Origin of the sequence: Psychromonas antarctica, assembly GCF_022267535.1 — a bacterium.
GTDB classification, from domain to species: Bacteria; Pseudomonadota; Gammaproteobacteria; order Enterobacterales; family Psychromonadaceae; genus Psychromonas; species Psychromonas antarctica.
Map to the genome: position 1 here is coordinate 1 of NZ_JAHNZV010000003.1, position 15,688 is coordinate 15,688.

13 protein-coding genes, 2 tRNA genes, 1 pseudogene and 1 riboswitch are annotated in these 15,688 nt (G+C 39.2%); of the genes and pseudogenes, 12 read left to right on the forward strand and 4 right to left on the reverse strand.

Features of this window, described 5'->3' with window-relative positions; all coding sequences use genetic code 11:
* Positions 1-231 precede the first annotated feature (231 nt).
* The 10 genes from KSO91_RS01450 (at position 232) to KSO91_RS01495 (ending at position 7,609) form a co-directional block, all read left to right on the forward strand.
* Positions 232-307 (forward strand) — tRNA-Asn (locus KSO91_RS01450).
* 465 nt (positions 308-772) lie between these two features.
* Positions 773-848: transfer RNA gene (locus KSO91_RS01455), tRNA-Asn, on the forward strand.
* Positions 849-1,015: 167 nt separating this feature from the next.
* On the forward strand, positions 1,016-2,263 hold the full coding sequence (moeA, locus tag KSO91_RS01460; protein ID WP_238740618.1) for a molybdopterin molybdotransferase MoeA: 1,248 nt from the start codon (positions 1,016-1,018) through the stop codon (positions 2,261-2,263).
* Positions 2,264-2,369: 106 nt separating this feature from the next.
* Positions 2,370-2,529: riboswitch (molybdenum cofactor riboswitch) on the forward strand.
* A complete protein-coding gene (gene moaA, locus KSO91_RS01465; RefSeq protein ID WP_238740620.1) occupies positions 2,520-3,503 on the forward strand; it encodes a GTP 3',8-cyclase MoaA in 984 nt (327 codons plus the stop codon). Its footprint overlaps the riboswitch before it by 10 nt.
* 225 nt (positions 3,504-3,728) lie before the next feature.
* Positions 3,729-4,244 carry a molybdenum cofactor biosynthesis protein B gene (moaB, locus tag KSO91_RS01470; protein ID WP_238740622.1) on the forward strand — a complete coding sequence of 172 codons (516 nt, stop codon included), beginning with the start codon at positions 3,729-3,731 and terminating at the stop codon, positions 4,242-4,244.
* A gap of 10 nt (positions 4,245-4,254) precedes the next feature.
* Positions 4,255-4,734: a cyclic pyranopterin monophosphate synthase MoaC gene (gene moaC, locus KSO91_RS01475; RefSeq protein WP_238740624.1), complete on the forward strand. Its 480-nt coding sequence runs from the start codon at positions 4,255-4,257 to the stop codon at positions 4,732-4,734.
* 27 nt (positions 4,735-4,761) lie between these two features.
* Entirely contained in the window at positions 4,762-5,010 is a 249-nt protein-coding gene (gene moaD, locus KSO91_RS01480; RefSeq protein WP_238740626.1) for a molybdopterin converting factor subunit 1, read from the forward strand.
* A gap of 2 nt (positions 5,011-5,012) precedes the next feature.
* On the forward strand, positions 5,013-5,480 hold the full coding sequence (moaE, locus tag KSO91_RS01485; protein ID WP_238740628.1) for a molybdopterin synthase catalytic subunit MoaE: 468 nt from the start codon (positions 5,013-5,015) through the stop codon (positions 5,478-5,480).
* A gap of 576 nt (positions 5,481-6,056) precedes the next feature.
* A complete protein-coding gene (locus KSO91_RS01490; RefSeq protein WP_238740630.1) occupies positions 6,057-6,548 on the forward strand; it encodes a transposase in 492 nt (163 codons plus the stop codon).
* A gap of 41 nt (positions 6,549-6,589) precedes the next feature.
* Positions 6,590-7,609, forward strand: coding sequence for an IS3 family transposase (locus tag KSO91_RS01495; RefSeq protein WP_238740807.1), 1,020 nt, complete (start codon positions 6,590-6,592; stop codon positions 7,607-7,609).
* An 87-nt stretch (positions 7,610-7,696) separates the two neighbouring features.
* Here the strand turns inward: KSO91_RS01495 and KSO91_RS01500 are convergent.
* Both KSO91_RS01500 and KSO91_RS01505 read right to left on the reverse strand, forming a co-directional pair.
* Positions 7,697-8,019: pseudogene (locus tag KSO91_RS01500) on the reverse strand (DUF4277 domain-containing protein); the annotation flags it as partial.
* A gap of 365 nt (positions 8,020-8,384) precedes the next feature.
* Positions 8,385-12,137 carry a diguanylate cyclase gene (locus tag KSO91_RS01505; protein ID WP_238740633.1) on the reverse strand — a complete coding sequence of 1,251 codons (3,753 nt, stop codon included), beginning with the start codon at positions 12,135-12,137 and terminating at the stop codon, positions 8,385-8,387.
* A 615-nt stretch (positions 12,138-12,752) separates the two neighbouring features.
* On the opposite strand from KSO91_RS01505, the gene KSO91_RS01510 reads away from it, so the two are divergent.
* Both KSO91_RS01510 and KSO91_RS01515 read left to right on the forward strand, forming a co-directional pair.
* Positions 12,753-13,163, forward strand: a complete 411-nt coding sequence (locus tag KSO91_RS01510) for a CidA/LrgA family protein (protein ID WP_238740635.1) — start codon at positions 12,753-12,755, stop codon at positions 13,161-13,163.
* A 1-nt stretch (position 13,164) separates the two neighbouring features.
* On the forward strand, positions 13,165-13,845 hold the full coding sequence (locus tag KSO91_RS01515; RefSeq protein ID WP_238740637.1) for an LrgB family protein: 681 nt from the start codon (positions 13,165-13,167) through the stop codon (positions 13,843-13,845).
* Positions 13,846-13,900: 55 nt separating this feature from the next.
* Here KSO91_RS01515 and purN read toward each other — a convergent pair whose 3' ends face one another.
* Complete coding sequence (purN, locus tag KSO91_RS01520) at positions 13,901-14,566, reverse strand: phosphoribosylglycinamide formyltransferase (RefSeq protein ID WP_238740639.1); 666 nt, start codon at positions 14,564-14,566, stop codon at positions 13,901-13,903.
* Between the two features lie 6 nt (positions 14,567-14,572).
* Positions 14,573-15,613 carry a phosphoribosylformylglycinamidine cyclo-ligase gene (purM, locus tag KSO91_RS01525; protein WP_238740641.1) on the reverse strand — a complete coding sequence of 347 codons (1,041 nt, stop codon included), beginning with the start codon at positions 15,611-15,613 and terminating at the stop codon, positions 14,573-14,575.
* Between the last annotated feature and the right edge of the window lie 75 nt (positions 15,614-15,688).

Below are 15,688 nucleotides of genomic sequence, written 5' to 3' on the forward strand. Positions count from 1 at the left end.
AACAATTCCTCTTTAGCTCAGTTGGTAGAGCGATAGAGACACTGTTAATGTGATGTGTTCATTAACAGAAAAAAGAACAATTCCTCTTTAGCTCAGTTGGTAGAGCGATAGAGACACTGTTAATGTGATGTGTTCATTAACAGAAAAAAGAACAATTCCTCTTTAGCTCAGTTGGTAGAGCGATAGAGACACTGTTAATGTGTTATTCCATTAGTAGTAGAAAAGAACAATTCCTCTTTAGCTCAGTTGGTAGAGCAACGGACTGTTAATCCGTGTGTCGCTGGTTCAAGTCCAGCAAGAGGAGCCACTTTTATTAAGTTTTGAGTATTTTGAAACTTAAGAGTGTGAAAACACTATAAACATTTGAATATTCCTCTTTAGCTCAGTTGGTAGAGCGATAGAGACACTGTTAGTGTGATGTATCCATTAGCATGAAAATATTAAATTAGAAAAGAACAATTCCTCTTTAGCTCAGTTGGTAGAGCGATAGAGACACTTTTAATGTGATGTATTCATTAGCAGAAAAAGAATATTCTTCTTTAGCTCAGTTAATAGAGCGATAGAGACACTGTTAATGTGATGTATCCATTAGTATAAAAATGTTAGGTTAGAAAAGAACAATTCCTCTTTAGCTCTGTTGGTAGAGCGATAGAGACACTGTTAATGTGTTATTCCATTAGTAGTAAAAAAGAACAATTCCTCTTTAGCTCAGTTGGTAGAGCGATAGAGACACTGTTAATGTGTTATTCCATTAGTAGTAAAAAAGAACAATTCCTCTTTAGCTCAGTTGGTAGAGCAACGGACTGTTAATCCGTGTGTCGCTGGTTCAAGTCCAGCAAGAGGAGCCACATTAAAAACCCAGGTTTAATAACTTGGGTTTTTTTTTGCGCTTTTGAAAGAGCCGAAAGAAGTTTTACTTCCACTGCTATTTTATCTTTGATCTCTTTGCGGTGCATTGAACTCTTGTTTAGAAAGCGTCACAATAAAATAACTTTATTATCTGCAGGGGAAATAGATGGGCTGTTGTGATGTGAAAGGATTAATGCCAATAGACTTAGCATTAACAAAAATGCAAGCAGAGCTAACTAATGTGTGTCAGTCAATAACATTGCCATTATCTCAGGCCTTGGGGGCTGTTTTGGCACAGGATATATTATCGCCGCTTAATGTTCCTCCTTTTAATAATTCGGCTATGGATGGTTATGCACTGTCTCATGCAGATTTGAACATATGCAGTTGTGAACAGCCGATTGTTTTGAAAGAGGTCGGTTGCGCCTTAGCGGGATCGCCTTATATTGGTGATATACCCAGAGGCTGTTGTGTACGTATTATGACTGGAGCCGTCTTGCCCACCGGCGTTGATACGGTGGTGATGCAGGAGCAAGTTTCAGTCAGCGAAGAACAGCTCACATTTACTCGTAGCCCTAAGTTTGGAGATAATGTGCGTTTGGTGGGTGAAGACGTCATGTTTGAGCAACGGGTGTTAAAGCAAGGACATCGATTAACACCACGTGACATCCCTTTATTGGCTTCACTTGGGTTGGAAACGCTGCAAGTCTTTCGTAAACTGAAAGTAGCGGTACTTTCATCAGGAGATGAACTTAAATCGCTTGGTGAGCCTCTGAATACAGGAGAGCTCTACGATAGCAATCGGTATAGCATGATTGCGCTGTTATCACGTTTGAATGTGGAGGTGATTGATCTTGGCATTATCAAAGATGATAAAAGTGCGCTTAAAGAAGCCTTCATTAAAGCGGATCAACAAGCGGATGTGGTGATCAGTAGTGGTGGGGTTTCTGTAGGTGAAGCCGATTTTATTAAAGCGGTATTAGCCGAGCTAGGCACGATCAGTTTTTGGAAGCTTGCCATTAAACCCGGTAAACCCTTTGCATTTGGACATTTACCAAATAGTGTGTTTTTTGGCCTGCCCGGTAATCCAGTTTCAGCGCTTGTCACTCTTTATCAGCTTGCGGTGCCTGCCATGGAAAAATTAAGTGGGATGGCGGTTAAATCAGCTATGCGCTTTACTGCAATTATGCAGGACGATATCAGAAAAAAAGCGGGGCGAACGGATTTTCAACGAGGACTATATTTTGTTGATAAAGCGGAGCAGATAGTTGTACAAAGTACAGGTAAACAAGGATCCGGAATTTTCAGTTCAATGTGTCAGTCCAACTGTTTTATTGTTCTTGAACAAGATAGAGGCAATGTGATGGCTGGTGAACGTGTGACTATTGAACCTTACACGCATCTATTAGACTAATGACATGTTTTGGATCGTAGATAGTAATGATGACATAACGTAATAAAATCGTCTTCTTAAAATAGCTCACTGTTTAACTTGGTTAATGATAATTTATAAATTAGATAAATCACAATAGCGCCGAGCTTCGTGCCGCTAAGTTTATGCTCTCAACTATAAATAAGCGCACTTAGTCGCTTAACCAACCCATGTTGTTGGTTTAAGAAGGACAAAGCGAGAAATTACTTTGCCTCCCGTGTTTGGAAAGGAACTTAAGATGCAACAGCAACTGGTTGATAACTTCAATAGGAAGTTTGAATACTTGCGTCTATCCATTACCGATGAGTGTAATTTTAAATGTAATTATTGCCTTCCCGATGGATATCAGCGCACCCATAAAAAACAGTTTCTTAGTGAAAATGAAATAAAAAACTTAGTTTCAGCTTTTACTGAGCTTGGTACGAAAAAAGTGCGCATAACGGGCGGTGAGCCGAGTTTACGTAAAGATTTTGCTGCCATTATCTCCAGTATTTCGCGCATCCCGGGCATAGCCAAAGTAGCCACCACCACGAATGGATTTAGTCTTGAAAAAAATGCCCAAGATTGGTTTGATGCGGGTCTTAATGGTATTAATATCAGTGTCGATAGTCTCGATCCTAAAACTTTTCATTTAATTACCGGGAAAAATATTTTTCAAAAAGTGATGGATGGCGTAAGTGCAGCATCTGCGGCGGGTTTTCAACCCGTAAAAATCAATAGTGTGTTAATGAAAGGGCTTAATGATACGAATCTTGATCTCTTTATCCAGTGGATAAAGAAGCAACCGATACAACTACGTTTTATCGAGTTGATGCAGACTGAAGATAACGGTAAATTTTTTAATAAATACCATATCTCCGGACAGGCGATTAAAGATAAATTGCTCAAGTCCGGTTGGATACAAAAAAAACCGCTCAGTCACGATGGTCCCGCTCAAGTGTTTACTCACAGAGACTATCAGGGTGAAGTGGGATTGATCATGCCCTACAGTAAAAATTTTTGTGATAGCTGTAATCGCCTACGCGTGTCCTCTTTGGGGCGATTACACTTGTGTTTGTTTGGTGAAGAGGGTATTGATTTACGCGACTTGTTAACCTCACCTGCTGATAAAGAAAAACTTAAAACCCGTATTGTAGCGGCACTTGCGGATAAAAAAATTAGCCACTATTTGGCCTTAGGGAAAATGGGTAGCACCCCACATTTAGCTTCGATTGGGGGGTAATATGGACTGTCGGAAGTTGCTATGAATAAAAGACTATCTATTAGAGGCTTTGACTGCAAAAGATAAAAAATAGCGATCCATTTATCGCTTATTAAAAAGATGCAAAGCACAAGCGATCAGTTATCCTAAAGAACAGGATTTTCGTTTCCAAAATAGCAATACGCCTGAGCAGTGGGAATACTGTATCGCAACTTATAATTGTTTAATACAGCATAAGGATAAAGTATGAGTTACCTTGCTAGTAAGATATTTAAAGTCACTAATATTGCCGTTTTAACGGTTTCAGATACTCGTAATGAAGAAACTGATACATCAGGTCGTTATTTGGCTAGGGCTTTGACGGAAGCCGGCCATCAACTTGCGGATAAACAGATTGTGACTGATGATCCTTATAAAATTCGTGCAATCGTTTCTACTTGGATAGCAGATCAAGAAATTGAAGCTATTTTGATCACCGGCGGCACCGGTTTTACCGAGCGCGATATCACGCCTGAAGCGGTGTCTGTTTTATTTGATAAACAGGTGGAAGGTTTTGGTGAGCTGTTCCGCCAACTTTCGTATTTGGAGATTGGTACCTCTACCATACAAAGTCGCGCCTTGGCTGGGTTTGCCAATAAAACTGTTATTTTTTGTATGCCGGGCTCAACGGGTGCTTGTAAAACTGCGTGGACAAAAATTATTGTTGAACAGTTAGATTCACAGCAGAAACCGTGTAATTTCATCCCTCATCTCAGCAAATAAAAGGATTTTCATGAGCGAGCAATTTACCCATCTTAATCAAGATGGCCAAGCTAATATGGTCGATGTCACAGATAAAGTTGTTACCGAGCGACAGGCTGTTGCCCAAGCTTATATTTTGATGTCGGCAGAAACACTTGAATTAATCGTCAGCGGGCAACATGATAAAGGCGATGTGTTTGCTAGCGCACGTATTGCCGGCATTATGGCTGCAAAAAAAACCGCCGATCTGATCCCTTTATGTCACCCTTTGGCTTTAACCAAGGTGCAGGTGGAGATCACTGCTGAGCCGGAATTTAATCGTGTGTGTATCATCAGTTTATGTAAATTGTCAGGAAAAACCGGTGTGGAGATGGAGGCTTTAACGGCAGCTTCTGTGGCAGCATTAACCATCTATGATATGTGTAAAGCGGTTCAGAAAGATATGATCATCTCAGAGGTGAAACTGCTGGAAAAAACAGGTGGTAAATCAGGGCTGTTTAAGGCCGATTGAAGGTGTTTGTTAAACTAGGATAATAAGATGATCAAAGTACTTTTTTTTGCAAGCTTGCGTGATCAGCTAGGCATTAGTGAATTACAACTACCTTGTGAAGCGAACCCCGATACCAATAGTTTATTAGATAATTTAAAAGCACAAGATCAACACTGGTCGAAGGCGCTTAAACAGAAGCAGTTGATGGTGGCGGTCAATCAAACTATAGCGACGAGTAATTGTCTTTTGCAGGATGGTGATGAAGTCGCCTTTTTCCCACCCGTTACCGGAGGCTGATTTTGATTTGTGTTCAGAGCGAAGATTTTAATCTGCAAGTAGAGTATGACAAGCTGCGTCAGCAGTCTAATGTGGGTGCCGTTGTCACCTTTAGTGGCTTAGTGCGTGACTGTAATTTAGGAAAGTCTGTTTGTGCCTTAACACTTGAACATTATCCGGGCATGACCGAAAAAGCCTTAACGGAAATCGTCGAGCAGGCGAAGCAACGTTGGGATATTTTGGCGTGTACGGTGATTCATCGAGTGGGAAAACTGGCCTTACAGGATCAAATTGTTTTTGTGGGCATTGCCAGTTTACACCGCCAAGAAGCCTTTGCCTGTTGTGAGTTTATGATGGATTATCTGAAAACTAAAGCCCCTTTTTGGAAAAAAGAATGTATTAAGCCGGGCGAGAGTTATTGGGTGGATGCCCGTGAAAGCGATCATCAGGCGCTGTTTAAATGGACTGAACACTTAAATAATGCGGAATAACACAGTGTAGTAAGCGTCGATAAAAATCACTAGTACTCCATTCTCTTAGCATTCAGTTGTTTAATTGAAATTAGTCTAAACATCTGGATTTTTAGGTTAATTAAAATAGAGAATACTTACCTTGTAGGCGATCCTAATCATTACTCTTAACTATTTTTATATGCAGTCTCTGTGTATTTTATTCAAAATATGGGGTCAAGTAGATTAAAAATTACTGTATAAAAATAATTTTAGTGGGTATCGAATGCCAGTTAAACAGGCATTCTTTGGTAGAGAGGTAAATTTAGCCATTTGGACTTAATTTTTCGGTTCAAAAATCGAACTTGATGAAGGAAAACACGGAGTCATCTGGAGCATTCTTGATATCAGTGAACGGTAGGGCTTGGTTTAATTCTGGGCGCTGACCTCTGCTGTAACCGCGCACCAATTTTAATCGTTTGCGTGTCATCGTCATGATTATCATAACGGCCATCGACATGCATACTGGTCGAATCTAAATTCCCCCAGTGTCAGAATAGTTGCAATGATTACTTAAATGAGTTCTCATAATTACCAAAGAGGTTAAATAAGCAACGTATGACACATTATTCTAAAGAGTTAAAACAGAAAGTTATTAATGATATGAGTCCACCAAGCTCATTACCGATCCCTGAACTTGTCACAAAGTATAACGTCCCCAAACAAACGCTTTACAGTTGGCGCAAGAAAGCCGTTGAACAAGGCCAACTAGTCACGAACTCGAGTTATAGCAATAAATGGAGTAACGAAGTTAAGCTCGCTACTATTATTGAAACTTCTGTCATGACGCAAGCTGAAAAAGCCGAATACTGCCGCCATAAAGGCATCTATTTAGAACAGCTTGAACAATGGCGTGCTGCTTGTTTATCTGGCTTTAATACCTCGCCCGTATTAAATGCAAAACAAAAAGCAGAGCAGATTCAGAAGGATAAACAGATCAAACAATTAAAAAAAGAGCTTAGTCGAAAAGAAAAGGCGTTAGCAGAGGCCGCTGCGTTAATGGTGCTATCAAAAAAGTACCGTCATCACTTTCAAGACGAGGAAAATTAACCAATCTGAGCGAGCGAAAGACGATCGTTTTCGACATTAATATTGCTCATCACAATGGCGCGTCGTTATACAAATGCTGTGAAGTAATTGGTATTAATGCATCGACCTATTATCGTTGGCATAAGTTCAATAAGGTTATTGATGACCGGCGGCCTACGGCTAAAAGGCAGGCACCTAAAAATAAGTTATCATGCACTGAAGTGCAAACAATACTCGAAGTTTGCTGCCAAAAAGAATATGCCGATTTACCACCCACACAAATCGTTCCGCTACTTCTTGATAAAGGTATTTGGCATGGAAGTGAATCAACCTATTACCGTATGCTACGTCACTATAATATGCTGTCACATCGCGGTCATAGTGCGAAGCCTGTTAAACGTAACCCACCTAGATTAAAGGCCAGCAAGCCAAATGAAGTGTGGTGTTGGGATGTTTCATTATTGAAAACCAAAGTGCTTGGGCAGTTCTTTTACTTACATCTATTTTTAGATCTTTACAGCAGAAAAATAGTATTGGCGGAAGTATTACATTCAGAGAGTGCTGATAATGCATCAATGCTCGCCAAGCAGGCGGTAGCAAGAGAAAAAGCGCTAAATGCTCAGATTCCACGTGTATTACACAGTGATAATGGTGGTCCAATGCGTAGCGCAACACTGCAAGGAACGCTGCAAAATTTAGGTATCACACGTTCATTTAATCGGCCTCATACGAGTAATGACAACGCGTTTGCAGAATCAATATTCAAAACATTAAAGTATTGTCCTAAGTACCCGGTATCAGGTTTTAATACAATAGAAGAAGCGCAGTCCTGGGTGTTGCAATTCACTCGTTGGTACAATAATGAGCACCTACACAGCGGCCTGAATTTTGTCACACCAAATCAACGACACAAGGGTAAAGATAAAGAGCAATTAAGGCAGCGGAAAATGGTGATCGAGTTAGCTAAATCAGAGCATCCAGAACGCTGGTCAGGAGACACAAGAAATTGCGATCCAATAGGTGATGTTTATATTAATAAACCATCGGAAGAAGGAACTGAGCAACTAAAATCGGCTGCTTGATAACAACAAATCATCGCAACTATATTGACAGCGACCGAATTAAGGCAGTCTCAAAAGTTCAACAGCACGCACTGCTAATGTATGCTAAAGCGGCGAAACACCTGTTTCATAGAGCATGATCCATGCAACGTCCTAATGCATCATCATTCATTAATATGCTCAGCTTTTATTCCTTTCCCAATAAGGCTCTCAACAGGCTTGTCTGCAAAATATTCAAGATACATGTGTAATGTCCGGCCAACAAAACCAAGAGCGTTTAAAATCATAGCTTCAACGAGCTGACCATACGTTACCTTTTTATCTTTACTTTGTTTGCGATGTGCTTGAACGATGATTTTTGCAATACCAATTTCTTTACACATGCCAGAGACCAGAACCAAATGGTCGATATTTTTAATAGAATATGTCATTGCTTATCCACCACCCAAAGATAAGTAATAGATAAAATGTGACGATCTACGTCAACTTATTTATTCTAAATTAGGGGGACGCAATACTCAGTAAGTCCAAAGGTGAACAGTTTCTAAGTGTGAAGGTGATAACTAACGGGTTAAATCAAAACGTCACAACAACGAAGATGTTTGCCTCAGGGCTCTAGCTCGAAAATCAATCCTGTGGTGCAAGATTCAATAAGGGCTAAATCCTAGCGATAGAGGATTAACGCGGCGAAGTTCTCAAAAAGCCATCATGTTGTGCCTTGTCGTGATGTCTCAGCTAATGACTGATAAATGTATTTTGATTGGTAACGGGAATACTACTCAATCAAACTTGCGGATTAATGATAAAAACTTATCTTATCTCTCCCTTTACTTAGCCTATTGCTTTTACATTGTGGGCATTTTTGCTGCTGGAACATCAATTCTTTCTCGGAAGCAAAACCGCAAGTTAAACATTTTGTCCTTTTAGACTCATACATCGCATGATCAGCCATCTCTATAAGTTGATTGATTAGGTTCTCGATCAGATTTTTATAATCACTATTTTTGTCATTGCCACTATTTATTAGTGAAAGGATATTCTCGACTTGCAGCGCTTTGGAAATATATTGCAAATTGGAGGATAGTGTTACTATTCCGAAGCTAGATGTAACATATAGCTTTTTATCGTTATGCAGAATATATTTGCTAGACAATGCATTCTTGACCTTTTGAGTCGCCAATAATGCCCCCTGAAGGTCTGTGTCAGGTAGTGTTATAATAAATTCTTCACCGCCATAACGTCCTATCAAATCACCAGTACGCAAGGTTTTTGTTAATGTTTCACCAACCAGTTTTAGTACCTCATCTCCCACCTGATGTCCGTAGCTATCGTTAAAGTGTTTAAAATGGTCAATATCGAAAAAGACTAAAGAGATATCTTTAAGTGGCTTACGGTAGAGCGTGTCTTTTAACATGGTCAGGAACTGGCGTTTGTTGTATACGCCAGTTAACTCATCAATCATAGCGAATGCCAGTGTTTTCTTGTAGTTCATCTGCTTTTTGAGATTGACTTCGATGGTGATCAGAAATTCTTTGCGTTCGATTGGTTTTTTCAGATATTCGATTGCTCCCTCTTTTTTCCTTTCCAATATAAAATCAGCATCTGCTACGGCTGATAAAAAGATCAGTGGGATCATATTGAAAAGTTTGTTTTTGGCGACCTCTTTCTGGAACTCTTTACCATCCATATTGGGCATGTTGAAATCACAAATAATCAAATCTGGAAGGTGTTCATACATAGCATTTAATCCTTGAATGCCATCCGTCGCTAACATAATGTTTTGATATCCAGCCAGTGTTAAGTATCTGTGAGTAATATCTCTGATCACTTTGTCATCATCAATAACCAAAATAATAGCATGCTTGCTAGTCAGGTTTTGTTCGTTTTCTTTATGATGATGAAAATGGATCGAGTAACCTGATTCTTCCTCCTGGCTACCTTCAAGCCCCAGTAGTTGGTGTAAATTCTTTTGTTTGGCTGCAATGTTTTCTCTTCTATCAAGTTCGTCAGCAGAAAACATCATTGTGCCTTTACTGAATTCAATAATGAATTTAGCACCTTTGCCTATTCCTTCTGATTCTGCCCATATTTGACCATGAAGAAATTCGATCGATTGTTTGCAAAAAGCCAAACCTATACCAGTGCCGTGCACATTGGATTTTTCTCTACCCATTTTCGTTTGTTCAAAGCGATTAAAAATATTGGCTAAATTTTCTATCTCAATGCCTATCCCGTTATCTGTAATAGTAATTCTTAGGTAGTCTTGCGCATCTTCGCAGGAGACTGTGATGATGCCGCTGCCTTTTTTGACAAACTTAATCGCATTGGATAGGAGATTATTGAGTATCTGCTCTAGTTTTTGCGGGTCAGAATAAAAATTCGTGATATTGCAACTGTCCTGACTTAGTTGCAATGTCACACCTTGTTTATCGGTGATCGGTTTGTAAAAGTTGAGTGTTTCCTGTAAAAAATCAGTCAGTGAAATTTCTTGGACATGCAGTTTTACGGCCTGTGCATCCATTTTTAAAAGATCTAGTAAACTATCAATAATATTATTCAGCTTCGTTCCTGATTGATAAATGCTGTTGAGATCCTGAATCAATGCTTCTTTGGGTTGATCATAATTAAGTGCAAGTTCAGCCAAATTCAAGACCACCATAAGAGGCGATCTGAAGTCATGAGTGATATTGGCAATGAAATCATTTTTTAATTTATTTAATCCTTGTAGTTGCTGATTTACAGTTTCTAACTCTTCGGTTCTTTGTTTAACTTTATGCTCAAGATTTTTATTCAGATCATCGAGCATTCGGTTACTGTCTTCGATCTCTTTAAATAGACGGATGGTATCAAGATTTGTTCCTAGTTCCTCGCGAATAATTCTCAAGGGACGTTCGAGCATATTGTTTAGCTCGAATTTCGCTATAAAAAGACCGTAATGGCGATTGTTACAAATCAACGGGAAAACAATAAAAGTATTAGCATCACCAACAGGCCGGAGAGAGTCTGGAATGAGCTCATTAGCGGGATAAATAAGCCCCTCTTTTGGCAACTCTATCTTTTCATTATTGTAGGCATAGATCAGTTTCAACTGCTCTGTTGGAAGCTGCTCAAATTGATAAGCGAATTGTTCCCCCTCATATAAGGCAAAATAAAAACATTTTAAGTTGCAAATGGCGGGTATTTTTTCTAATAGAGCCCCTTCAATCTCCTTCATGCTGAACTTAGAAGAGATTATTTCCCTTATTACTTGGTTATCCCAATAGCTCTCTAATTGACCGCGATTAAAATATTCACTAAGCAGGAAAAAAACTTCATGGAAGGCTTTTTCTATTCGAGTGACGATCACCAGATCCTTATAGTCCTGTAGTAGGGCATCGTGGAGAAGGCGGCAAATTTTACGAATGCAAGTCAGATCATCGAATTCTCTTCTCGCCCGACTAAAAATATTTTTAGAATAGTAGTCAAGCATCCCGGTCAGATTGTTGTTAAGCACGACATATTTTATAAAGGGAGGAACAACATCCGTAATGTTTCTTTGTTTGTTGCTCTCTTCTGTATTGTAGTATTTCAATTCATTGCTAATAAAAGTCGAATATTTAGTGATAATATCATTTTCGCTGGTGTCGACTATCACCACTTTAGTACTGATCTTTTTAGTTTTATCATTACTAATGGCACTGCTGCATCCACATGATTTTCTTATTTGTAAGGTAGATGCAATAATTTGTCTTTCTTGCACAGTCTGTCCATGGTGTAGCTTGTATAAGGTTTCAATGCCTTGATAGGTTTGCAGATGAAAGGCTTGACTGGCAGTGGTTAGTGCAGGGTTCAAAAATTCAGCGCGTTCGATATCATCAAAGCCCGAAATTGCAATGTCACCGGGTACATTTATACCCCTCGCTTTTAACTCCGCTATTGCGGCGATTGCCATATCGTCATTCGCACAGACGATTGCATCAACCTTTATTTTTCTTTCATCCAAGAAAACACGGACAGCCTCTTTTGCGCAGCTGTGTGTGAAATTTCCCTCATAGTAGAGGTCTGCATTAAATTTTATATTGTGCAGAGCAAGTGCTTCTTTATAGCCCGCCAGTCTGGTTATGGCTTCATCATGATTCTTAGGGCCGCCAAGATAAGCAATATTGGTGAATTTATGTTTACTAATAAAATGCGTGACGACGTCGATAATGCCCTGTTTGTTATCAATTTCAATGCTGTGATAACCGGGTATGGAGATCGATAAACTGACTAGTGGAATATTAGTGAACGGTTCAAAAAATTTCTGCATCTGCTGATGTGTCTGGTACAGGCCAATCGATCCGGAAGCTACCATCAGTCCATCTAATTTATTAGAGTTGATCAGAGAGTAAATGACATTGTATTGACGTTCTTTGGGATTAGGGGAGTTTAGGTAAGATCCCGGATAAACGAAGAGGTCACTTTTAAGCTTTTCACACGATCGAATTGCACCGTGTAAGGACGATGAATAGTAATAGCCTTCTAAATTAATATCATCTAAAACAAATCCAAAGGTGAGACGTTTTTTCATGTTGTACCAAACTTAGCCATATAAAATAGGGGGCTTGTGAAATTATAAATAAGGATATCCAGTTCTATCTTGTAATTATTGAATGCACCGGTGCAAGTATGTCTCTCATTTTTGCAAAAGCCATTTTGGAAAATATTCTTCGCTGTGAAATTCCAGATAACGTTTATTAATATACGCTTTAGGAAGTCGCTAATAAAAGTAAATTTAATCAATCGTATGAATCTAACAATTCCAAAGCTACACCGCTTTAATGTTATAAATACCCTATCATCTTATTGAAATTAATATGCATTATAAGTTTAATGTCTATATTAAATTGTGAACTTGAGTAAAAATTGTGGATGTGGGGGCTCTCGTATTGCGGCTTTTTATATTTTTCCGAATGTGATCTAATGCACTGCCTACGTTAATATGGCAAATGAAGGTACACGTTTACTTGATTTATGGGAATAACGTTGGTGCTGTTTATCAAATTCGGATTAAGCTAAACCTGGTAGGTAGTTCTTAGCAGTATTAGTCACGCTCAATAACATGTAAATTAGCCGCAGTTTATTGAGCGTTTAGCTTTTAATTTAGCTATAATTGAGAGCATAAGTATTTAACGCTGAATTTATTATGAAATTTATTAAGAAGAGCCTCAAGCAACTCCAAGGTTGCGATCTATTCACTATAACGATTGAATTTTTGCGCGGATTTATAATTATTCTGCTTTTTCTCGTTTTCGGTAAGCTGATCAGCGCGTATTTACCTATCCCTTTCCCTGCCAGTATTATTGGTTTAATTCTACTCTTTAGCGCATTATCAACTTCGTTAGTTAAGGTTGAGTGGGTAATGATGTCAGGGCATTTTATTTTAAAATATATGGCTTTGCTGTTTATTCCTATCGGGGTGGGCTTGCTTAATTATTTTGATCTTATTATTAGTCATTGGTCGGTTATTGTATTTTCTTTACTTTTTACCACGCTATTTATTATGCTTTTAGTGGGCCATTTTTATCAGCATATGAATAAACATAAGGAGAGCTGATTTGTTTTTCTACCTTGCTTTGCCGCTCACTATCGCTGTTTTCTTTGTCTGTAAATATCTCTATTCGGTCAAGCCATGGGCTATTTTAAACCCTGTCTTGTTGTCTATTTTGTTTTTGATATTGATCCATTATCTATTTGGGCTTGACTATAGTCAGTATCAAAAAGGAACTTATCCATTAACGGCACTATTAGAGCCAGCCGTTGTTGCCTTAGCTGTGCCACTTTATTTACAACTTCACCTTCTTAAGTCAAAATTAAATTCGATTGTATTGGCTTGTCTACTGTCAGTAGTGACTGCTTTTTCTTGTGCCTTTTATATTATGCCGTTATTCGGTGCTGATCTTATTACCTCAGCTTCATTTGCCCCTCAGTCGGTAACAACTCCTATTGCTATGGCGATAAGTGAAAGTATGGGCGGTATTGTTTCTTTAACAGCTTCGATGGTGATCTTCGCGGGTATTATTGGCTCAAGTGTCGGTTTGGGCTTTTTAAATCGGGTTGGTGTGAAGGATAGGCAAGCACAGGGGGTTGCAATAGGCTGTGCGTCTCACGCGTTAGGCACGGCCAAAGTCTTAGAAGTCGATAGTATTGCGGGAGCATTTTCCTCGGTTGCCTTGATACTCAGTGCTATTTTATCAGCTCTATTAATGCCACTTTTTTATGCTTTTCTCTTTTCATAGAATATAAAAAAGCCGAAGGGATACTTCGGCTTTTTTCATCTATTACAGCTGATTGTTAATCCGCGGCATAACCATTTTTTGGTAATATTTCACCATCAAGTACTGCTTGGTTATTCACATTCATCAGTAAACGGCCGGATAAAAACCATTGCGCCGCTAGGGGGTAAATCAAATGCTCTTGGGTTAATACTCGCTCGACGAGATCATTCGCACTATCTTCTGCAAAAACAGGTACGTTTGCTTGTAGCACGGTTGGACCGCTATCTAACTCTGCAGTCACAAAGTGAACGCTTGCACCATGGTCGCTATCACCTGCATCAATAGCACGTTGATGTGTATTGATACCTTGATATTTAGGTAATAACGATGGGTGGATATTGAGTATTTTACCCTGATATTTATCAACAAATTGCGCACTTAAAATACGCATAAATCCAGCCATTAAAATAAGATCTGGCTGAAATTTATCAATGGCGGTGCTTAATAAAGTGCCGTACTGCTCGCGCGTACTAACTCCTTTGCTCAGCACAACCTGATTGGCAATTCCAGCGTCAACAGCTCGTTGCAATCCATATGCATTTTCTGTATTACTTAATACAGCTGTAATCTCAATCTTATGGTTGTTAAGCTCTTTATTATGTAACTTATCAATAAGCGCTTGCAGGTTAGTGCCATTACCAGAGATAAGAACTACAATTTTTTTAATCGGTAAAATTGCCATAAGCGCTTAGTTAATCTCTACTTGTGCTTCATTTTCAGTCGCATTTTCGATATGACCCAGTACCCAAGCGTTTTCTCCTTGTGCAGTCAAAATTTCAACCGCTCTTTCTTTTTCAGAAGCAGGTACAACGATCATAAGACCTACACCACAGTTAAAAGTGCGGTACATCTCTTCAGTTTTGACATTACCATTTTCTTGTAGCCAGTTGAAAATAGCAGGCCATTGCCAACTTTTTCCATCAATAACAGCCTTACTGCCTTTCGGTAATACACGTGGGATATTTTCCCAGAAACCACCGCCTGTAATATGAGAAATAGCATGAACAGGACAGTTTTTAATTAATTCCAATGCTGATTTAACGTAAATTTTAGTTGGGATTAATAATGTTTCTCCCAGAGTTGAATCACCAAATGGAGCGTTTGTATCCGCTTTTGATACTTCCAAAATTTTACGAACCAGTGAATAACCATTTGAGTGAGGGCCACTTGAGCCAACAGCAATCAGTGCGTCACCTGCGGCTACTTTAGAGCCATCAATAACATCTGCTTTTTCAACAACACCAACACAAAAACCTGCGATATCATAATCGTCGCCTTCATACATCCCTGGCATTTCAGCGGTTTCACCACCGATAAGTGAGCAGTTAGAAAGCTCACAACCGACACCGATACCTGTAACAACATCGACTGCGACATCTACGTCCAGTTTACCCGTGGCGTAGTAATCTAAGAAAAAGAGGGGTTCAGCGCCTTGAACGATAAGATCGTTAACGCACATTGCGACTAAATCAATACCAACAGTATCATGCTTTTTAAGGTCAATTGCCAAACGCAGCTTTGTACCGACACCGTCAGTACCTGCAACTAATAAAGGCTCTTTATATCCTGAAGGTAGTTGACATAATGCACCAAAACCACCTAAACCACCCATTACCTCAGGGCGTTTAGTACGTTTTGCTACACTTTTTATACGTTCAACTAATGCTGTGCCCGCATCAATATCAACGCCAGCATCTTTATAGCTTAAAGAGGTTTTTTCGTTGCTCACTTGCATTCCTCGCAAAATTTAAAAGCGGTTGTCGCTTTTATTGAATTTATAACTGCACGTATTTTAGCATTTATA

Bases quoted from the DNA above. Each gene is read 5' to 3' on its own strand.
- moeA (WP_238740618.1), top strand. From the start codon at position 1,016: ATGGGCTGTTGTGATGTGAAAGGATTAATGCCAATAGACTTAGCATTA.
- moaA (WP_238740620.1), top strand. From the start codon at position 2,520: ATGCAACAGCAACTGGTTGATAACTTCAATAGGAAGTTTGAATACTTG.
- moaB (WP_238740622.1), top strand. From the start codon at position 3,729: ATGAGTTACCTTGCTAGTAAGATATTTAAAGTCACTAATATTGCCGTT.
- moaC (WP_238740624.1), top strand. From the start codon at position 4,255: ATGAGCGAGCAATTTACCCATCTTAATCAAGATGGCCAAGCTAATATG.
- moaD (WP_238740626.1), top strand. From the start codon at position 4,762: ATGATCAAAGTACTTTTTTTTGCAAGCTTGCGTGATCAGCTAGGCATT.
- KSO91_RS01490 (WP_238740630.1), top strand. From the start codon at position 6,057: ATGACACATTATTCTAAAGAGTTAAAACAGAAAGTTATTAATGATATG.
- KSO91_RS01505 (WP_238740633.1), bottom strand. From the start codon at position 12,137: ATGAAAAAACGTCTCACCTTTGGATTTGTTTTAGATGATATTAATTTA.
- KSO91_RS01510 (WP_238740635.1), top strand. From the start codon at position 12,753: ATGAAATTTATTAAGAAGAGCCTCAAGCAACTCCAAGGTTGCGATCTA.
- purN (WP_238740639.1), bottom strand. From the start codon at position 14,566: ATGGCAATTTTACCGATTAAAAAAATTGTAGTTCTTATCTCTGGTAAT.